The following is a 20,323-nucleotide window of genomic DNA, read 5'->3' on the forward strand; positions in this document are numbered from 1 at the left end:
ATGCGAGGTTCTTTACTGTGCCGCTTATCTATGAATGTATCCCGGCAAGCTTTATGCTTCACGGTTGAAAATAAACTTGTCGATCGCGTGCTTGACCCCATCCTCGTTGTTGCTTAGGGTAACGTAATCGGCGATTTGTTTCAGCGCCGGGATGGCGTTGCCCATGGCGACGCCGAGTCCAGCGGCCTCCAGCATTTCATGGTCATTCCAGGAATCCCCGATCGCGATCGTCTCGTCCAGTCCGCAGCCGAAATGGTTTGCGATAAATTTCAGCGCATGGCCTTTTGTCCCTTCTTTGTGCATGAACTCCAGGAAGTTCGGCTTGGACTTGGTAATATGCACCGAAGGACCAAGCAGCTCCCGGAGCACAGGGGCAATTTCATCCAAGTAATCCGGCTCATCGATAATGAGCATTTTTGGTGTAGGCTGGGCAACCAGCTTGGCAAAATCCGGTTCGATAAAATACTCTGTGTTGTTGAGGGACGTATAGTCGATCAGCTTCTGATTTTCCTCTCTCGCATAGAGCTTGTCATCGATATACGTTTGCAGATGCAAATTGTGCTCTACGCAATAGTCAAAAAGCTTGCTGGCCGCGTCCAAAGGGAGATAGCGCTCATAGAGCACCTTCTCGTCGAGCAGATTTTTGACATAGGCGCCTTGATACGTAATGATCGGCACGTTGAGGCCGGTCTGGCGGGCGATGGCTTGAGCCGAGGAATAGGCTCTGCCGGTCGCGAGCGTAACGACGACGCCGGCGGCAACCGCTTCTTCCAATGCTTTTTGCGTGGCAGGGGTGACCTCTTTGTCATCGTTAATCAAAGTATCATCAATATCAATTGCAATAAGCTTATACATCGTCTGGATATCTCCTCTTCTAGTCATGATTGAAGCTATAATAGCAACGAACGCTAAGTAGCCCTCTCTGTAGGCAACGGGGAAGGGATGCTCTCCTTCTTGCCGCCCTCTTTATTGTCCTCAGACTTCACAATGCAGGAGCTTTCGCCCCCCTGATCCGGGCTGTGCCCTGCTTTTAATTCGGCCAGAATCATTCCGGTAAAAATAAAGCCGCAGCCCAGCAGCGCAGACCAGCCAAGCTGCTCGCCGGCGAACAGCACGCCTGTAATCGCTGCGAATACCGGCTCCATCGCGAAGATAACAGCAACCCGCGCCGGGCTCGTGTAATTTTGACAGACGGTCTGAATCCAAAAGGCAAAGGCGCTGGTCGGGCCGATCGAAACAAGCAGCGCCAGCAGTACTTCAGGCCGCAGCAGCAGTTCCGTCGTTTGCGCTAATGTTCCGACATGCTCGGTCATGAGGGAAGCGGCCAGACTGAACAGCCCGGTCACGCCAAGCTGGACCGTTGCCAGCGGCAGCGCCGGATAACGCGGAGCATAGAGCCCGGTAAAGCCGATATGCAGCGCAAAGGCGAAGGCGCAGAACAGAATCAGGACGTCTCCGCGATTCAGTGAGAAGCTGCCGTTCGTGAACGTTAGCAGGTACAGTCCGGCGGCAGCCAGTATGGCGCTAATCCAGGTGAACACGGACAGTTTGTGCCGAAAAAGAACTACCGACAGGAACGGTACAAGCACCACCGACAAGCCGGTAATGAACCCGGCATTCGAGGTCGTCGTATAGAGCAGACCGACCGTCTGAAAACCGTAGCCCGCGCATAAAAACAGTCCCAGCAGCACGCCATGGCCCAGCAAGCGCAGATTGAACCGGCGCCAATCGTTCCGGTAGAACAGCGTCGTAATGATCGCCAGCAGCAGGGAGGCTCCGATGAACCGAATCGCATTGAAGGCGAGCGGCGGGAGCGCCTGCACCGCATTTTGCACGATCAGAAAAGTGCAGCCCCACATCAAGGCGACGAAGAGCAGGCTCAAGTCGGCGATGCGGGAACGCGGCATGTTTATTTTTATCACGATCGGCTACTCTTTCAGAAAGACCAGGCCGACGAAATCATCAAATTCGAGGTTGCCAAAATAGTGCTTAATGTCGATGCCCGCGAGCGCCTGGCGAACGGCTTCTTCCTCATGACGCACACCGCGCAGCTTGTCCTCGATATCAGCGACATCGCCTACCCCGAAGAAATCGCCGTAAATTTTAATCTCCTGAATATGTCCGTCTTTAATGTCCATGCGAAGATCGATGATGCCGATGGGGAATTTTTTGGAATGCTTCACATTGGACTCCGGGGACAATCCGAAATTCCAATCCCAATTTTTATAACGTTCCTTGGAAATTTCATGGATCTTGCTCCAATCGTCGTCGGTCAGGCGATATTGCGGCACCTTGTCCACATCCATGCCAAAAATATGCCGCAGCAGCTCGGCGCGGAATTCCTCGATCGTCATTTTTTGCTCCAAGAAGTCAATGATGTTGGCTACCCGGCTGCGCACGGATTTGGTGCTCTTGGATTTGAATTTCTCCGGGTTCGCATGTAGTGAAGCAGCGACATCGCTCAGATTCAGGTTGAACATGAGCGTGCCGTGGCTGAACATGCGGCCGCGTGTGGAGAATTGGGCGTTGCCGGAAATTTTTTGCTCGCCGACCTGCAGATCATTGCGCCCCGTCATCTCTGCATTAACGCCGAGAGATTGCAGCGCTTCAACGACCGGCTGGGTGAATTTGCGGAAGTTGTGGAAGGATTGTCCGTCATCTTTCGTAATGAAGCTGAAATTCAAATTGCCCAGATCGTGGTACACCGCACCGCCGCCGGACAAACGGCGAACGACCTGGATATTATTCTCTTTGACGTAATCGAGGTTGATCTCCTCGATCGTATTCTGATGCTTGCCGATGATGATCGACGGCGCATTAATGTAGAACAGCAAATAGCTGTCATCTTCAAGCGGAAGATGCTTCAGCGCGTACTCCTCGATGGCCAGATTGACCGAGGCGTCAGTGATTCCCTGGTTGTCAATAAACAGCATGACTCTTCCTCCATCCAAATCTATATTTGTAACCTGCAAATTTGAATTATCCTAACGTACATTGTAAACCAATTCAGGCGGAAACCAAAGGAAAAAAGCGGGTGCGGGCATTTTCCATTTATTCCGTGGCAAGGGGTGTCGTCATTGACGGCGCATAGGGATTCGCCTCATAATGAGGGCATCGAACTTGGGGCGAGAAGCAGTTAAGACGAAAGAAATGCATTAATACATAAACGATTTTGAGGAAAAGGGGAATGGCAATATGCTGGAAGTGTACGGACATGGAGGAGATGTAGAGTCGGCAGCACTGCGATACGGCTTTGAGCCGGAGCAATTCACCGACTTTAGCGCAAATATTAACCCGCTCGGGCCGCCGCCGGGCATGCTGGAGGCGCTGCAGGCCGCGCTGCCTGAAATTATTCGGTACCCCGATCCGGGCCATCGGGTGCTGCTCGCCTTATTGGCCGAACGCCACGGGGTTCGGCAGGAGGCCGTTTGCGTAGGCAACGGCGCGGCGGAAATCATGGCGCTCATTTTATTGGCGCTGGCGCCAGGCAAAGTCGGCGTCGTACAGCCCTGCTTCTCGGAATACGAAACGCTGTCCCGGCAGTTCGGGGCGGAGGTGCAGGCAGTTTACGGCACCGCAGAGCGGGACTATCGCGCCGAGCCCGGGGAAATCGTGAAACTGATCGCGGCCAGCGACCTCGTGTTCCTTGGCCAGCCGAACAACCCGAACGGGGTGCAATATGATGTGGAGCAATTACGGCAGTTTGCCAAGGCGGGAGAACGGCATGAGACATATATCGTGCTGGATGAGGCGTTCATCGACTTCATACCTCCGGAGCGGCGCCAGTCGCTGCTCCCTGAGCTGGAACGTTATCCGCACATCATCATCGTTCGGTCGATGACGAAGTTCTATGCGATTCCGGGGCTGCGGCTCGGTTACGGCATCGCCCACCCGCATATGGCCGCGGCGATGAGAGGCAAGCAGGTGACGTGGAGTGTTAATATATTGGCGCTGCGGGCAGGAGAGATCAGCTTGCAGGCAGGGCCGGAATACGAGACGGCGACGATCCATGCGATTGCAGCGGAGCGAAAGCAGCTTAGTGGTGAGCTTGAGCGCTTAGGCTGTGAGGTGACGCCGGGAGAAGCCAACTATTTACTTCTAGGGCTTCCGGGGCCGTGGACGGCTGAAGCGATGCAGGAGGCGCTGGGCCGGCGCGGCGTACTCGTGCGAAGCTGCGCGATGTATCCGGGGCTTGACGCCGGCCATATCCGCGTCGCCGTGAAGGATCGGGCGGCCAATGCCGTGCTGATTCGGGAGATGGAGCAGGTGATGGGAGGAGGAGAGGGATGACAACCCCTTTTTTGCATGTGCAGGCGGAACAAGCGGTGAAGGCTGATGGAGCCAGAGAGGCTAGTAAGGCTAGTGAGGCCGATGGGATTAATGAGGCCCTTGAAGTTAGCGAGACCATTAAAGTGAATCAGGCTAATCGTACTGATTTTGCTGGTCAGGCGAAACCCGCCAAAGTGAATGAAACCCGCCAAATGGGCGAAGTGGATCAAGTTGACCAAACAGTCTACCACTCGAAAATATGGCCGGGACTGAAGCTGTATCGGAAGGAGCGGCATATTTTGCTGGAAGCGCCAGAGCCGATGGACAGTTTGGGCAGCGCGGTATATGGCGGCGGAATGCATTCGCTCCAGCGCTTTGTGAATATATACGTGGACAGGTTCTATCACTGTGAAGATCCGGTGCGGGATACCCGGAATTTGCTAGGCGAATGGGGATATCCCGAGCAGGGAACGGCCGGGCTGCTTACGGCGGTGCAGCTGAAGCATGCGGCGGTCGCCGAGGAGCAGGGCGCCGACTTCGGCGTGCTGTGCTGCGCGACGGCGGGCGTGTCCAACGCGGCCCGGGCTGGCGTGCCGCGGACGACGTTCCCCGCCTCTTGGACGCCGGGCACGATTAATATTATGCTCGTCGTCGACGGCAGAATGACCCCCGCGGCCATGGTGAACGCCGTCATCACGGCGACGGAGGCCAAGGCGGCCGCGCTGAGTGATCTCGGCGTGCGCGACGCCGAGAACGGCCTGACCGCAACCGGCACGACGACGGATGCGGTCATGCTGGGCGTCAGCCAGCGGGCCGAGTGGCCGCTGCTGCACGCCTACGCGGGAACCGCGACCGATCTGGGCGGCACGATTGGCCGCCTGGTGTACGACGCGGTTCGCGAATCTTTGGCCGCGGCCGGAGGGCCGAAATGACGGCCGCGTGGTGGGTGCTGCCGGTCGCGTATGCGCTTGACCGGCTGCTTGGCGATCCGCGCTGGCTTCCCCATCCCGTCGTCGGGATGGGGAAGGCGATCGCCGCGATCGAGGCGGCCATTCGCCGCCTGGTGCAGCCCCGCGCCTACCGTGCTGCGGGGCTGCTGCTGCCGCTGCTTGTCGCGGGCGGCAGCTTTGCCGTGACCTGGGCTGTGCTGCGCTTGCTGGCCCAGGTCAGCCCGTGGCTCGCCGCGCTGGCGGAAGCCGCGCTGATTGCCACGACCATCGCGGCCAAGGGGCTGCAGGCTGCCGGCATGGAGGTGTGCGGCCATTTGCGCCGCGGAGATATGCCGGCTGCGCGGCGCGCACTCGGCATGATCGTCGGGCGCGACACCGCACACCTCCCAGAGCCGGAAGTGGCGCGCGGCGCGGTGGAGACGGTCGCCGAGAATATCGTCGACGCTGTCGTCTCGCCGCTCTTCTTCGCGCTGCTGGGCGGGGCTCCGCTGGCGATGGCTTACCGCGCCGTCAACACCCTCGATTCGATGGTCGGCTACAAAAATGAGAAATACATCGATCTCGGCTGGGCGTCGGCCCGGCTTGACGATATCGCGAATTATATTCCCGCGCGCCTTACGGCCCTGTTGTTAATTGCCGCTGCCTGGCTGCTGCGCTTCAATGCCAAAGGGGCTGCAGCCATCGTGCGGCGCGATGCTTCGTCCCATCCAAGCCCGAACAGCGGGTACCCCGAATCAGCCGTCGCCGGAGCGCTTGGCGTTCGCTTGGGCGGGGAGAATTCCTATCATGGCGTGGTGTCTTTTCGCGCGTATATGGGGGACAAGACCCGTGAGCTGGAGGCGGAGGACATTCCAAAAACGGGCCAAATGCTGTTTGTAGTTTCAGATATATTCGTGCTGCTGGGAACAGTAGCGTGGCTGGCGTTAGCGGGCGGATTTTAGTTCCCGATCAATATGGTAAAAGCGGTTATTGGGAGGCGGGATGATTGAAGAAGCAAAAGAGTTACGCAGCTGAGCTCTGGCTGGTCCGCCATGGCCGTACTAGCTGGAATAGGGAGCGGCGCTATCAGGGGCATTCGAATGTTGCTCTATTGGATGATGAAGCGTCTGGACTGGAGGGTCTGAAGAAGGAGCTTGGGGGCGTTTCTTTCTCTTCGGTATATTGCAGCGATCTGCTGCGCTGCCGCCAGACCCTGGAGAGGGTCAGGCCAGATCTTGCCGGGAAGGCTGTATACGACTCGCGCCTGCGGGAGATGAACTTTGGGCAATGGGAAGGGCAGACGTATGAAATGCTCAAGGATAACCTGGTTTATCGCGCCTGGATTGATGATCCGGTATCGGTAACTCCACCCGGCGGGGAAACGTGGGACGATTTTCACCAGCGGGTAAGAAGTATCTATGAGGAGTGGGTCAACCTGGCGCAACGTAACCCATGCCCAGATCATAACATGGGGCAGCGGATTCTTGCTGTCACACATGGGGGCGTCGTCTCGCTCGCAGCCTCATTGCAGCGTCCTGGAACGGGATTTTGGGATACGGCTGTCGAAGCTGGAGGCGTACTTCGGCTTGGAATCGGAGAGAGAGCTGCAGCGGATTAGCGGATCAGGAGTATTACGATACGTCCCAACAGCATAAGGCGTTGCTTGTGCAGGAGAAAATAAATCAAAGCTGATTATTATGCATCAATACCGACAAAGGAAGTGATGGGCATGCCAGAAACAAGAACGGGAACATCCGTGCAACTGGCGGTTAGTGTGCTAGATCTGGTTCCCCGGTTGCCCGGGTATTCGGATGAAGAGGCGTTAAGACAAGCTGTGTCTTTGGCACAGCATGCCGAAAAATGGGGCTACACCCGGTATTGGACGGCTGAGCATCACGATATGCCCGGGCTGGCCTGTACTTCGCCTGAGGTGCTGCTGGCCCATGTCGGAGCAAAGACAGAGCGGATTCGCCTCGGTTCGGGGGCCGTTCTGCTGCCCCACTACAGTCCGCTGAAAGTAGCAGAGTGGTTCCGGCTGCTGGCTGCATTATATCCGGGCAGGATAGATTTGGGACTGGGACGGGCTCCAGGTGGAGAAGCGCACACTGTTATGGCTCTTAGCGGCAATTTTTTAGCACGGGTTGCTGAGCTGCCGAAGACGATCGCTTCGCTGCTGGAGCTGCTCCAGGACGCTTACGAGTATGAGGGGCATGCCGTAACCGCACGGCCGCAGCCGCAAATCGGACCAGCGGTCTGGATGCTCGGAACGAACAAGAAAAGCGCGGAATACGCGGCCAAATTTGGAACGGGTTATGTTTTTGGACAGTTTATGAGCGAGCGTGACGGCGTAGACATATTGGCCGCCTATCGGGCAGATTTTACGCCCTCTGCGCTGCAAAGCGCGCCAAAGACGCTACTGGCCGTTAGCGTAATTTGCGCAGGGACGGAGAGTGAAGCTGCGCATTGGGTACAGGTGCTCGATGAGACGGCAAGACAAACGGGGTGGGGTTCGTTCCGAAGCATAAGCGGTACGCCGCATAGCGTGCATAAGCAGCTTAAAGATATGCAGTGCGAATACGCCAATGACGAATTTCTGATCGTTTGCCCTATTCCTGACTATGCGGCAAGGCTGGAATGCTACAGACTGCTGGCCGAGGCTTTACGGGGGGTGGCGGCGTTTGATGGTGCGTAATAGTGACCCGTATATCGCTGTAAAGGAAACTTGATCCGTGCAGACGGGCAGAAGTGAGTTCATGGTTGGGAGCGAGATTTATATGTATAAAGAAAACAGCTGCGGTTACATTTACACTTACGCCAGCCATGAGAATGAGCGGCGGCTATGCGAAATGGAGCTCGCGGCTTTGTTTGGACATTCGCCGAATACGGAAGGGTACATCGCAACGGACAAACGGATGGATCCGAGCCGCAGTCCATTTATTTCATACCGGATAGATATCCTGCTTACTGGAGATGATCCGGACAGCGTGGCCATGCAAGCGGCCGAGCTTGATCTTCAGGGCAAAACATTTAAAGTCGTATGCATAAAGCTGGGCGGCATGCTTGCATTTAGCTATGAGGAGCAGCGCGAGCTCGAGCGGCAGATCGGCGGTCGGATTCGCGGTAGAGCGGATATGCGCAATCCCGAGGTGACGTTCGGCCTAATGTTCGTTGATGGGGGCTGGCTGCTTGGAATATGCCATGCGGCAGAGTCCGTTTGGCTGCGCCATAAGAGCAAGCCGCGCAATTATTCCACAGGACTGAGCACGGCTGTCGCCAGGGCTTTGGTGAACATCGCGGTGCCCGAGCCGTACGCTGTCAAGGCCATCGACCCATGCTGCGGGATGGGAAATGTGCTGATCGAGGCGTTATCGATGGAGATCGATATCGTGGGCCGGGATATTAACCCGTTGGCGGTCCGGGGAGCGAGAATCAATTTGCGCCATTTCGGATACAGCGATGATCGGGTCAGCCTGGGCGATCTGAATGAAGTAGGCGAGCTTTACGATGCGGCTATCGTGGACATGCCGTACAATTTATGCTCCGTACTGTCACCCGGGGAGCGCGGCGAAATGCTGCGCAGCATAAGACGGTTTAGCCAAAGGACAGTCATCGTTTCCACGGAGCAGCTGGAGAAGGAGATCGTTGACGCCGGTTTTCGCATTCACGATTACGGAACGGTCAGCAAAAGTTCTTTTGTCAGACATATTTGGGTTTGCGGAGCTAATCGGTAAGGGATGAATGATTGTCATCTGTGCGGTTTTCCCCTATAATCCAATACAGACGAAGATGTATGAATGCCTAGTGCCAAATGGAAAAACCGTAGGTCCCAAGGCGGCGCTTGTCCGCAAGCTTCCGCCACGGGTTAATAGGGAAGCCGGTGCAATTCCGGCACGGTCCCGCCACTGTAAACAGGGATGAAGCTCATGATATGCCACTGTCATTCGTTAAACCCGCACTCTGCCTTACTTTGAAGGTAGTTGCTGGAAAGGGACACGCGAAGATGGGAAGGCGAGCCGAATCGGCAACCTGGAGTCAGGAGACCTGCCTATGGGAATCAAGAGACGGTCCTTCGAGGAAAGGATACGTTCTGCTAAAAGAGCTATGCTGCGGACAAGCTGGGTGGCTTGTACCGTACATGGACTTGTTTGTAGACGTAGCCCGATCCTGCACGGATGGGGCTTTTTCCTGTCTTTTTGCTGTATTTCCATTGAGAACGGGCTTTTCATGTACAAACTATACGCCTTCTAAGGAGAGAGAGAATTCATGAACAAATTTAGAAAGTTCTGGGGGATTTGGCTTCTAGCAATCATGCTCGTCGTGATGGCTGGCTGCGGCAAGGATGCGGCAGGCACGAACACTGGAAATGCTCCAGCTCAGCAGGAACAGAACGCTCAAACCGGACAGGGGGTGCAGGGGGATTCTGCGTCTGATGCGCAGCGCACAGCCTATCCGTTGACCGTGAAGGATGTTACTGGCGCGGAATTCACTTTCGAAGCTGCGCCGCAAAGAATCGTTTCGCTGGCTCCATCGGAGACGGAAGGATTATTCGCGCTTGGGCTGGATGAGCAAATCGTAGGTGTGTCCGATGTCGACGATTATCCCGAAGCGGTGAAGGACAAGCCGCGGATGGGCGGGTTCCAGGTCAACGTTGAGGCGGTCATCGCCGCCAAGCCGGATCTGGTGCTGGCCGGCAATCTGATCGCCCCGGCAACCGTAACAAGCCTTACCGATCTCGGAATCAAGGTTTATCAATCGAATCCGACCAATCTGGACGAAACGCTGGCGAATATTAGAGCCGTAGGGGAAATTACCGACCGGCAGAAGGAAGCCGAGGAAGTTGTCGCCCAAATGGAGAAAGAACGCGATATGGTCTTGGATGCCGTTAAGTCCTTGACTCCGGAACAGAAAATGAAAGTCTACATCGAGTTTTCGCCAGGCTGGACCGTTGGGAAAGGCGTGTACATGGACGAACTGATTACGCTGGCCGGGGGAGAGAACGTAGCTTCCGATCTGGAAGGCTGGAACGAAATCAATGAAGAGAACATCATTAAAGCCAACCCGGACGTTATTCTGTTTGCCAAAAATGTCGTCGACGAGAACAACAAGACGATTGGAGATATGATTAAAGCACGTGGTGGCTGGGATCAAATTACGGCCGTAAAAGAAGACCGTGTCATCGGCCTGGATGATAACCTGCTCAGCCGTCCTGGCCCGCGCGTGACCCAGGGATTGATTGAAATGGCACGGGCCATTTATCCGGAATTGATCCAGCAATGATGAATAAATTGGCGGGATACGGAACGGCGGGTTTGGTACTTCTGGCTGTTACGCTGCTGGTCTGCATCGGCGTTGGTTCCGTTTTTCTGCCGACCGGCGAGATTATCGGCATTTTGCTTCACCGCCTGCCATGGATCGGCAGCATGATTACGCCGGACTGGGACGTCTCGGCAGAGCAGATCGTTATGCAGGTACGGCTGCCGCGCGTACTGCTCGGCATGCTGGTCGGCGCTTCTTTGGCGGTGGCGGGGGCCGCATTTCAGGGCGTGCTGCGCAATCCGCTGGCAGACCCGTTTACCTTAGGCGTTTCCTCGGGCGCGGCGGTCGGTGCGGCTACGCTGATTTTCTTTGGTTGGCAGTTCTCTTTAATCGGCGTGTTTACGCTGCCGGTCATTGCGTTTATAACAGGGGCAAGCACACTGCTTGTCGTCATGTGGCTGGCCAGGGAAAACGGGAAAATTCCGATCGAAAGCCTTATCTTGTCGGGCGTGGTCATGCAGTCTTTTCTCGGTGCGATCGTTTCTTTTTTGACGGCCATGTCGAAAAAGACGGTGAACGAAATACTATACTGGACGATGGGAAGTCTCAGTTTGCGCGGATGGTCGTATACGATCATCCTTTTCCCGTATTTGGTCATTGGGCTGCTGTTCCTGTGGAGCCAGGCCCGCAGCTTAAATCTGCTTGCGCTTGGTGAGCGTCAGGCATCCCATTCCGGGCTGAATGTTGATCGCACGAAGGTCTTGGTTTTGCTTGTGGCAACGTTAATGAGTGCGGCGGCTGTATCCGTGTCTGGGGTCATCGGTTTTGTCGGCTTGGTTATTCCCCATATGATACGGCTGATAACGGGACCGGATTATCGGTTGATTATTCCACTCTCCGCGCTTGGCGGGGGGATATTCATGATGTGGAGCGATTTGGCCGCCCGGACGGTATTGGCCCCAACGGAGATCCCTTTGGGCGTGGTCACGGCCTTCGTCGGCGCTCCGTTCTTTGCTTATCTGCTGTACCGCAATAAGAAGCGGCGAATGGAGGAGCTGCAATGATCGAAGTACAAGGGGTAGAGAAATCCTATGGACGCCAGACGGTGCTCAAGGGGATTGACTGGCAGGTGCAGCGGGGCGATTTCTGGGGAATTATCGGGCCGAACGGCAGCGGAAAGACGACGCTGCTGAACGTGCTGTCAGGTGTAGAGAGTCCTGAGGCCGGGGAGGTAATGCTGGACGGCAGGCCGCTCGCAGCCTATGGGCGCAAGGCGCTGTCTAGGAGGCTCGCCGTGCTTCAGCAGGACGGCTTGCCGCCGATGGCTTTTCCGGTGCGCCAGGTGCTGGAAATGGGGAGGTTCCCTTTTCAAAATTGGCGCGGAAAGGAAGAAGGAAACGGTGCCGAGGTTTTGCTCAATGAAATTGTAAGCCGTCTGGATTTGCAAGGGCTGGAGAACAAGCCGCTGCATGTGCTTAGCGGCGGGCAAAGACAGCGGGTTGCCCTCGGCAAAGTGATGGCGCAGCAGCCGGAGCTTGTGCTGCTGGATGAACCGACGACCTACCTCGACATCCGCTACCAGATGCAGTTCATGGAACTGGTCTCGAGCTGGCAGCGGGCCGAACATTTAACGGTCGTTGCCGTGATGCATGATTTGAATTTGGCGGCCTTGTATTGCGACAAGCTGCTTGCTTTGCGGGATGGCAAAATCGTTGCAACGGGAACGCCAAACGAAATTATTACCCCGGAAATAGTGAAGTCGCTGTTTGAAGTGGATGCTTATTCGGTCATGCATCCGGATCGCGGCGTGCCCCAACTGCTACTGCGTAGTGAACAGGGGACGTGAGTCGGGAGAAGCGAGGCGTGAGAAGCTAGGCATGAGGTATGAGGCATGAGGCATGAGGCATGAGGCGTGAGGTATGAGGTATGAGGTATGAGGTATGAGGCATGAGGCATGAGGCATGAGGTATGAGGCGTGAGGCATGAGGTATGAGGTATGAGGTATGAGGTATGAGGTATGAGGCATGAGGCATGAGGCATGAGGCATGAGGCGTGAGTATGTGTACCAGTATCTGTATCTGTATCTGTATCTGTGCCTGTCTCCTGTGTCGATAAATCACTGGAAACAACGCAAACAGATCAAGTAGCGCCTTCTGTGCCCGTAAGCGAGCCAGCAACCAGCGAGTTTGCAGCAACTTAGGCTTACTGGTGCCCTGAATAGTAGTGTTGGAACTCCCATACAGCGTAACGGACACAGGTTCCGCTATTTCACGGAAATCTCGGATTACGGGCAGCTAACGGACCGTGGTTCCGCTAATGTGCTCTAAGCATGGCTTTTTGCACAGAGTTGGTGCCAATAAGGTCTCCTAAGTCCGTTAGGTCGCTGAAAACTACGCAAACAGATCAAGTAGCGCCTTCTGTGTCCGTAAGCGAGCCAGCAACCAGCGAGTTTGCAGCAACTTAGGCTTACTGGTGCCCTGAATAGTAGTGTTGAAACTCCCATACAGCGTAACGGACACAGGTTCCGCTATTTCACGAAAATCTCGGTTTACGGGCAGCTAACGGACCGTGGTTCCGCTAATGTGCTCTAAGCATGGCTTTTTGCACAGAGTTGGTGCCAATAAGGTCTCCTATGTCCGTTAGGTCACTGGAAACTACGCAAACAGATCAAGTAGCGCCTTCTGTGTCCGTAAGCGAGCCAGCAACCAGCGAGTTTGCAGCAACTTAGGCTTACTGGTGCCCTGAATAGTAGTGTTGAAACTCCCATACAGCGTAACGGACACAGGTTCCGCTATTTCACGAAAATCTCGGTTTACGGGCAGCTAACGGACCGTGGTTCCGCTAATGTGCTCTAAGCATGGCTTTTTGCACAGAGTTGGTGCCAATAAGGTCTCCTAAGTCCGTTAGGTCGCTGAAAACTACGCAAACAGGTCAAATAGCGCCTTCTGTGTCCGTAATCAAAGGTAACCGCACAATTGTTGACATATTACTAGATTAATTTAGAGAAGAGGGCTGATGGATGAGCTATTCCATTTCGGACATCATTGGATTAATTGCGCCGCTGCAAAAGAAAGCGGCAGAGTCAGCGGCAGAGCACCTGGATCGATTGACCAAGCCGCCGGGCAGTCTTGGCAAGCTGGAGGAGCTGGCGGTTCAGCTTGCCGGTATAACCGGGCAGGTTAAACCAAGCTTTCCGCAGCGCGCGATCATTGTGATGGCTGCGGATCACGGGGTTTGCGAGGAAGGAATTAGCGCTTTTCCGGCTGAGGTTACCCCGCAAATGGTGTTGAATTTTTTGTCTGGCGGAGCGGCAATTAATGTATTTGCCCGTCAGGCTTCGGCGGAAGTGTTATGTGTCGATATCGGCGTGAATGCCGAGCTGAGTCATCCGGATCTGTTGGAGCGGAAGGTGAGGATGGGAACGGCCAATATGGCCCTTGAACCGGCGATGAGCCGTGCGGAAGCAGAAGCGGCTATTTTGGCCGGGGTTGCCGTCGTGAAGGAGGCTGTGAATAAAGGAACAACATTGTTCGTCACCGGTGAAATGGGCATTGGCAACACAACGGCTAGCGCCGCTATCATGAGTGTGCTTACGGGCATTGCTCCAGCCGAATGCGTCGGCCGCGGCACCGGAATTGACGAACGCAAGCTAGAGCATAAAGCATCCGTAGTAGAACGGGCCATTGCGGTAAATCAGCCGGACGCCAATGATCCGCTCGATGTGCTTTCCAAGGTGGGCGGACTGGAGATAGCCGGATTGACTGGGGTTATACTTGGCGCAGCCGCCCATCGGTGCCCGGTCGTTATCGATGGATTTATTTCGAGCGTTGCAGCTTTAGTCGCTCAAAGGCTATGCACGGAGACGGCGGGTTATATGGTGGCTTCCCACCACTCGCAGGAGCCGGGGCATATTCAGGTGCTGCGCGAGCTTGGACTTTCCCCGATGCTGGAGCTAAATATGCGGCTCGGTGAAGGAACGGGCGGTGCGCTTGCTTTGCAACTGATTGACGGAGCTTGCCGGATCATGAAGGAAATGGCTACTTTCGAAAGTGCGGGAATCTCTGCGGGTGAACCGGCTGTCGAGGAGGATGCGAAGTGATCGTTATGGTGACTGGCGGCGCCCGGAGCGGGAAGAGCAGCTTTGCCGAACGCTGGTGTATGAAGCACGCATCCAAGTCATACTATATCGCCACGGCACAGGCTTTCGACGAAGAGATGGAGCAGAGAATTGCCCTGCATCGTCAGGATCGGGCAGCGGCAGGTTATACGTGGAGGACGATCGAGGAGCCGCTTCAGCTAAGCAATCTACTCATTAAACTGGGAAGCGGTCAGCTTGAAGAAGCGAACACAGAAACTGAAATCGATACCTCTCCTGCCGTACTGATCGATTGCCTAACGCTATGGCTGTCTAATATGCTGCTCGCTGTTGGCGAACAGGTTGATGCCGAATCCAGGATGATGAAGGAAATCGATCGTCTTCTTGAGGCAATCGCAGGTTACAGGGGCACGCTTGTAATTGTAACTAACGAGGTGGGGAGCGGGATTGTTCCCGCGTATCCGCTGGGCAGGCAGTACCGGGATTTGGCGGGGATTTTGAACCGGCGTGTAGCCGCTATAGCTGATCAGGTATTTCTTGTTACAGCGGGAATTCCGATTGAGCTGAAAAGCAGGGAGTATAAGCTGTGAGCAGAAGCAACGAAAGCGAAAGAAATGTTGTGGACGATCCCCGCACGAACAGCGCAAACAGCAACAATAACAGCGTATCCAGCACCAACAGCGTCAATAACCCCATCATCACTAACAGCACCAACAGTCCGGTCTTGCCCGATGCCAGTTCCATTAAGGATACCGGCAAGGATTGGCCGCTGGCGGCGGCGTTTCAATTTCTGTCGCGGTTTCCTGTGCCGGTTGAGGTGGATTTTACGCCGGGGGTGCTGCGGCGCAGTGCCAAATACTATCCGCTGGTCGGCTTCGCTATAGGTGCTGCGCTCGGTCTGGCTACTGTAGGCTGTGCTTGGGTGCTCCCGCCAATGCCGGCTGCAGTGCTCATCCTCGCTTTATGGATTTGGCTGACCGGGGGGCTGCATCTCGATGGCTGGATGGATTCAGCGGATGCGCTGCTCAGCTACCGGAGCAGGGAGAGAATGCTGGAAATCATGAAGGACAGCCGGGTCGGCGCCATGGGAGTCATCGCTTGCGTGCTGCTGCTTCTGCTGAAAATGTCTCTCCTCTACACGCTGATCGGCTATGGCTTTACCCAGGTGGGTGCAGCGCTTCTGACGGCAGCGATATGGAGCCGCTGGTTCATGACCTATGCTATGCAAGCATGGCCGACGGCGCGGCAGGGTGAAGGGCTTGCGGGCAATTTTCGCGGGCTGAAGCCGGGCAGTATTGCTGTTTCCACGGCTGCCGCCCTGCTGCTATCCGCCGCAGGATTAACGGCAATAACCTCACTGGAACAGGGAACTGTCCTAGGCTCTCTTGTGCTGTTATACTGTGTTGCGCCTTGCATCGCTTGGCTCGCAGGCACACTGGCTGCCAGCAGGATCAGCAAGCGGCTAGGCGGATTAACGGGGGATGTCTACGGCGCTTTGAACGAGGGCATTGAGGCAGTGGTACTGCTAGCAGCGGTGATTTGTCTGGGGTAAAAAACAGCAGAGCCGTGGTACCTTGAGTATCACGGCTTTGCTGAGGCAGTAAATAATTTTTATCCATTTATCAGATGATAAATTTGCTAACGGATTCCCGCAGGGAGAGTGCGCCTTCATGCAGGTTGCGCACAGTGCTGGCATGATCCTTGATTTTCTCCGCCTGTCTTGTAGAGTTGCCGGCAATTTCCTCGATCATCTCGAGCGATTTAGCTGTGATGTTGGCAGCGTCTTCTACAGAGACGGTGACCTCTTCCGCGCTGGCCGAAACCTGCTGGGTCGAAGAGGAGATCGATTGAATGGTCAAATTTATCGATTGAATCCATTCTGTCAGCTGGGAGAAGGCTTCTTCCGCGTTTTTGACGCGGGACGTCCCGGACTGGATTTCCTCGCTGACCCGCTGCATGGCACGAACCGAGTTGCCGGACTCCTCCTGGATGGCGAGGAGATAATCGCCGATTTCATCGGTAGCGATGCGGGATTGTTCGGCAAGCCTGCGTATTTCTTCGGCTACGACCGCGAAGCCCTTGCCTTGTTCGCCGGCGCGGGCCGACTCGATGGCGGCATTGAGCGCCAGGATGTTGATCTGTTTGCTGAATTCTTTAACCGTTCCAACGATTTGGGCTATCGCTTCGGAGCGCTCGTTCATCAGGGAAATATGGTTCATCGATTCGGCCGCGGCTTCTTCAACGAGGAGCATGCCGTCGACTGCACCGTGCGCCAGTTCATTGCCTGTGATTGCCTTCTGCGAGGCTTCGCCGATTTTTTCGGTGATGTCGGCGGAGGAGGACGCGATATATTGAATGCCTTTGGAGATTTCCTCCATGGCCCGCGCATTCTCTGCTGCAGTCGAGGCGAGCGCCGTGCTGCCTGTTTCCACTTGCTGTGCCGCTTCATTGGAGCTGTAAATCAATTGCTCGAAGGTTTGCGCCGAGCTCAGCAAGCTATCCGAAGTGTTAACGACAGCCTGGGAGGTATGGTGTACGCTCGAAATCATTCCTTTCAACTGTTCTGTCATCGTACGGAAGCTTAGCGCGAGCTGGGCCAGCTCGTCGTGACCCTGAACCTGAATCGATTGGCGCAAATCACCGCGGGCCATGGCCTCGGTCACCTGGGTCAGGCTCTTTAACGGCCGTGTAATCCGTTTGCTGATCCAAAAGGCTGCAGCAGATCCGACAATGATAATGAGGGCGGTAATGCCGAAGCAGATCCAGAAGATTTCCGATTGCTTCTCCTTGACGAAGGTTGCATCCATGCCAACAGCCAGCATTAGCTCGCTGCCCGGAACTTGGATATAAGCCGTCTTATGGTAGCCGAATTTGTCCGAATACAGGTCGCTAATGGCCAGTTTGCCTGCGGACGCCTGCTTCATCGCATTTTGAACGGCGATCGCTTCGGAGGCTTGTACGGCAGAGCCAGTGCTCGCCGCAATGACGGTAGCCTGCTCATCATGCAGGTGAATGAGATAAACCGTATCTAGTTGAAAATCCTCTGCGCTCTTTGTTAAGTAAGCCTCCACGCCGAACCGGTTATTTTCTCCGCCCTTAAGCAGCTGGAGGGACATGGTAGTATCGAGTCTGCGGTATATATCCTGCGTACTCGTATGTAGAACTTTATCAAACTGGGGCAAGACGTTATGATTGATAATGCCCATGGATACGTAATAAAAGCTAATACTGAATAAAAGCGAAGACAATACAATGACGACGGCAAAGGTTGTCATGAATTTACGGCTGATAGAATGCTTGATTCCGAGCATGACAAAAAATCCTCCTAATCTATTTAAACCGTGTTGGTTGGTCGCTGCTGCTATTGGTCTCCTTCCGTTCACCCAAGCGAAATATTAACCATTGGTCTATTAGAAATATAATATAGCAAGTTCTCCCATTTGAAAATAGGGATTTTGGTGATTTCTGCCTTCTATCATAAAATTTTCACTTATTTTTCATTTAAGCGACATAAACATAGGGAGGAAGTCATATGTTCAATTTCGGATGGGGCGTTCTGTTCGTGCTCGTGAACTTTACGTTCTTCTTGATATGCTATCGATGGTTCGGTAAAAAAGGCCTTTATGCGTGGATCGGTGTAGCTACGGTCATCGCCAATATTCAAGTGGTGAAAACGATCGAAATGTTCGGGATCGTGATGACCCTCGGCAATACGATGTATGTCAGCCTCTATCTGACCAGCGATTTGCTCAATGAAAAATACGGCCGCGGCGAAGCCAAAAAAGCGGTGTGGTTCGGTTTCTTTACTTTGATTATGACGACCGTCCTGATGCAGATGGCTCTGGTCTTTACCCCCCAACCCGGGGACTTTGCTCAAGAATCGCTAAAGAGCATATTCGGCTGGATGCCGCGGCTTGCGCTCGCAAGTCTGACGGCCTACTTCATCAGTCAATTTCTGGATGTGCGGCTGTTTGCATGGATCAGGAAGTTCTATCCGAGCCGGGGTCAGCTGTGGATTCGCAACAATTTCAGCACGATGGTCAGCTCGTTTGTCGATACACTGATCTTCTGCACCATCGCTTTTGCCGGGCAATACAGCTTGCCCATTTGGACGGAAATTTTGCTCACCACTTATGTCATCAAGTTTATCCTTACGGCTGCTGGTACCCCATTCCTGTATATCGCTCGAAACTATCATCCCGATGAGGTTGAAACGGCGCAAACCAGGTAGCCGGAATTCATTCGGCGTGTCCGGGGAACAATGGCAGGGCGGCTCCGCCGAGGCGGTTGTTCACGTAAAAATATTGCAAATGCACAGGCAGCCTCCGTCTTGACGACGAAGGCTGCTTCAGGTTGGTTATGGCCTCATAAAGTGGTTTACAAATAGGTAAGCTCCTTTGGAAGCGTCGTTAACACTTCGACTCCCGAAGCCGTTACCACGACATCGTCCTCGATCCGGACGCCGCCCAGTCCTGGAACGTAAATACCCGGTTCGACGGTAAATACGTTGCCTTCTTCCAGCAGCAGCTCGTTCTCGCCGTGGACGGAAGGGAACTCGTGAACGTCGATGCCGAGGCCGTGACCGAGCCGGTGAATGAAATAGGGCCCGTATCCGGCGTCCGCAATGACGTCGCGGGCGGCTTTGTCAATCGAGGCATAGGACACGCCGGGCTTAATGGCCTGGATCGCGGCTTCATTTGCAGCGAGGACCGTATTATAGATGCGCTGCAGCGGTTCGTCCAAATGGCCGACAGCATAGGTCCGGGTAATGTCTGAAGCGTAACCGCCAGCGTATAGGCCGATATCGAACATTAGCAAATCGCCGCTCGCGATGGCCTGACTACCTGGCACTCCGTGGGGGAGGGCGGTTTTTTTGCCGGTAAGCACCATGGAATCGAAAGCCGGGCCTTCGGCGCCTACTTTACGGATGAGGTATTCAATTTCGGCAACGAGCTCGTTTTCAGTAACGCCTATTGCTGCACGGGGCAAAGTGTCCTGCAATACTTGCTCGATCAGGTTGGCCGCATGGCGGATTTTCTCGATTTCCTCTGGCGATTTGCGGTTGCGGAGCTGGCGCAGCCAAGGCCCGACATCCAGATATCTAGCGAAGGATAGGGAGTCCTGGAGCTGCTCGAAGCGGGCTACGGACATATGGTCCTTTTCAAACCCGATCGTACCGACTGAGGATTTCAGATTTTTTTTCAATACATCATAAGGGTTATCCGTATCACTGTGCGTGACGACTTCGGCGATGTCGGCTGACGCGCGGGCGTTCTCTTCATCCAGCTCGGGAACGAGCAGGAAGGGCTGTTTGCCCATGGAGAATACGGCGCCCAGAAACCGTTCGTGAGGATTGCTGAGAAAGCCTGTCAGATAATAGACGTGCTTGGGATCCGTAATGATTAGAGTTTGTATGCCCACCTCCCGCATTTTTTGTTCCAGTATGGTCCATTTGGAGTTCATATGGCGAACCACCCTCTCTTTAAAACTATTTATTTATTATAGGGTAAAAGATTCAATGCAGATAGTTTAGCAGCTCTTCTCGGGGCAAGTATTTCAAGAAAAAAGACGTCCTCATTCAGGACATCCTCATGTGAAGTTATCTAATCAAGCTTGAAATAGATGAGGTTGTGATCACGGTATTATTGTATCATATTATTACAATATTTGTAAGTGAATACTCGTACTTTGTCGTATTATAATTATTTGTCGAGCCGAGGCAGGAGAGAGCGAATCAGGAGGAGCAGCTTTACATTCCGCCTGCTTTCAATAA

General features: G+C 54.5%; 18 protein-coding genes and 1 riboswitch. Of the genes, 13 read left to right on the top strand and 5 right to left on the bottom strand.

Annotated features, from left to right (window positions below):
* Positions 1-51: 51 nt before the first annotated feature.
* From QNH46_RS07260 to lplA, 3 genes are read right to left on the bottom strand one after another with little or no spacing between them, the layout of a single operon-like run.
* Positions 52-855 (bottom strand): Cof-type HAD-IIB family hydrolase, encoded by an 804-nt coding sequence (locus tag QNH46_RS07260; protein ID WP_283927517.1) that lies wholly within the window; start codon positions 853-855, stop codon positions 52-54.
* Positions 856-908: 53 nt separating this feature from the next.
* On the bottom strand, positions 909-1,907 hold the full coding sequence (locus QNH46_RS07265; RefSeq protein ID WP_283927518.1) for a DMT family transporter: 999 nt from the start codon (positions 1,905-1,907) through the stop codon (positions 909-911).
* A 21-nt stretch (positions 1,908-1,928) separates the two neighbouring features.
* Positions 1,929-2,933: a lipoate--protein ligase gene (gene lplA / locus QNH46_RS07270; RefSeq protein ID WP_283927519.1), complete on the bottom strand. Its 1,005-nt coding sequence runs from the start codon at positions 2,931-2,933 to the stop codon at positions 1,929-1,931.
* 262 nt (positions 2,934-3,195) lie between these two features.
* Between lplA and cobD the strand changes: the two genes are divergently transcribed.
* The 12 genes from cobD to cobS all read left to right on the top strand — a co-directional run bounded on the left by cobD (position 3,196) and on the right by cobS (position 16,102).
* Positions 3,196-4,290 (top strand): threonine-phosphate decarboxylase CobD, encoded by a 1,095-nt coding sequence (gene cobD, locus QNH46_RS07275; protein ID WP_283927520.1) that lies wholly within the window; start codon positions 3,196-3,198, stop codon positions 4,288-4,290.
* Positions 4,287-5,201, top strand: a complete 915-nt coding sequence (locus QNH46_RS07280; protein WP_283927521.1) for an adenosylcobinamide amidohydrolase — start codon at positions 4,287-4,289, stop codon at positions 5,199-5,201. Before cobD ends, QNH46_RS07280 begins: the two co-directional genes overlap by 4 nt.
* On the top strand, positions 5,198-6,160 hold the full coding sequence (gene cbiB, locus QNH46_RS07285) for an adenosylcobinamide-phosphate synthase CbiB (protein ID WP_283927522.1): 963 nt from the start codon (positions 5,198-5,200) through the stop codon (positions 6,158-6,160). Before QNH46_RS07280 ends, cbiB begins: the two co-directional genes overlap by 4 nt.
* 44 nt (positions 6,161-6,204) lie before the next feature.
* Entirely contained in the window at positions 6,205-6,816 is a 612-nt protein-coding gene (locus tag QNH46_RS07290) for a histidine phosphatase family protein (RefSeq protein WP_283927523.1), read from the top strand.
* Positions 6,817-6,927: 111 nt separating this feature from the next.
* The gene (locus tag QNH46_RS07295) at positions 6,928-7,890 is read left to right on the top strand and encodes an LLM class flavin-dependent oxidoreductase (RefSeq protein ID WP_283927524.1); all 963 of its coding nucleotides are present in this window, start codon (positions 6,928-6,930) and stop codon (positions 7,888-7,890) included.
* A gap of 82 nt (positions 7,891-7,972) precedes the next feature.
* Positions 7,973-8,929 (top strand): THUMP domain-containing class I SAM-dependent methyltransferase, encoded by a 957-nt coding sequence (locus QNH46_RS07300; protein ID WP_283927525.1) that lies wholly within the window; start codon positions 7,973-7,975, stop codon positions 8,927-8,929.
* 73 nt (positions 8,930-9,002) lie between these two features.
* Positions 9,003-9,261, top strand: a riboswitch (cobalamin riboswitch).
* A gap of 200 nt (positions 9,262-9,461) precedes the next feature.
* Positions 9,462-10,475, top strand: coding sequence for an ABC transporter substrate-binding protein (locus QNH46_RS07305; RefSeq protein ID WP_283927526.1), 1,014 nt, complete (start codon positions 9,462-9,464; stop codon positions 10,473-10,475).
* Positions 10,472-11,518 (top strand): FecCD family ABC transporter permease, encoded by a 1,047-nt coding sequence (locus tag QNH46_RS07310; RefSeq protein ID WP_283927527.1) that lies wholly within the window; start codon positions 10,472-10,474, stop codon positions 11,516-11,518. The genes QNH46_RS07305 and QNH46_RS07310 overlap by 4 nt, the downstream gene beginning before the upstream one ends.
* Positions 11,515-12,300 (top strand): ABC transporter ATP-binding protein, encoded by a 786-nt coding sequence (locus QNH46_RS07315; protein WP_283927528.1) that lies wholly within the window; start codon positions 11,515-11,517, stop codon positions 12,298-12,300. Before QNH46_RS07310 ends, QNH46_RS07315 begins: the two co-directional genes overlap by 4 nt.
* Positions 12,301-13,473: 1,173 nt before the next feature.
* Positions 13,474-14,553 carry a nicotinate-nucleotide--dimethylbenzimidazole phosphoribosyltransferase gene (cobT, locus tag QNH46_RS07320; RefSeq protein ID WP_283927529.1) on the top strand — a complete coding sequence of 360 codons (1,080 nt, stop codon included), beginning with the start codon at positions 13,474-13,476 and terminating at the stop codon, positions 14,551-14,553.
* On the top strand, positions 14,550-15,140 hold the full coding sequence (cobU, locus tag QNH46_RS07325) for a bifunctional adenosylcobinamide kinase/adenosylcobinamide-phosphate guanylyltransferase (RefSeq protein ID WP_283927530.1): 591 nt from the start codon (positions 14,550-14,552) through the stop codon (positions 15,138-15,140). The genes cobT and cobU overlap by 4 nt, the downstream gene beginning before the upstream one ends.
* Positions 15,141-15,292: 152 nt before the next feature.
* Positions 15,293-16,102: an adenosylcobinamide-GDP ribazoletransferase gene (gene cobS, locus QNH46_RS07330; RefSeq protein ID WP_283928373.1), complete on the top strand. Its 810-nt coding sequence runs from the start codon at positions 15,293-15,295 to the stop codon at positions 16,100-16,102.
* Positions 16,103-16,172: 70 nt separating this feature from the next.
* Here cobS and QNH46_RS07335 read toward each other — a convergent pair whose 3' ends face one another.
* On the bottom strand, positions 16,173-17,861 hold the full coding sequence (locus QNH46_RS07335) for a methyl-accepting chemotaxis protein (protein ID WP_283927531.1): 1,689 nt from the start codon (positions 17,859-17,861) through the stop codon (positions 16,173-16,175).
* 221 nt (positions 17,862-18,082) lie between these two features.
* Here QNH46_RS07335 and QNH46_RS07340 point away from each other — a divergent pair, with 221 nt between their 5' ends.
* Positions 18,083-18,781: a queuosine precursor transporter gene (locus tag QNH46_RS07340; protein ID WP_283927532.1), complete on the top strand. Its 699-nt coding sequence runs from the start codon at positions 18,083-18,085 to the stop codon at positions 18,779-18,781.
* Between the two features lie 146 nt (positions 18,782-18,927).
* Here QNH46_RS07340 and QNH46_RS07345 read toward each other — a convergent pair whose 3' ends face one another.
* Positions 18,928-20,013, bottom strand: a complete 1,086-nt coding sequence (locus QNH46_RS07345; RefSeq protein WP_283927533.1) for a M24 family metallopeptidase — start codon at positions 20,011-20,013, stop codon at positions 18,928-18,930.
* Between the last annotated feature and the right edge of the window lie 310 nt (positions 20,014-20,323).

This window comes from Paenibacillus woosongensis (assembly GCF_030122845.1).
Lineage (GTDB): Bacteria > Bacillota > Bacilli > Paenibacillales > Paenibacillaceae > Fontibacillus > Fontibacillus woosongensis_A.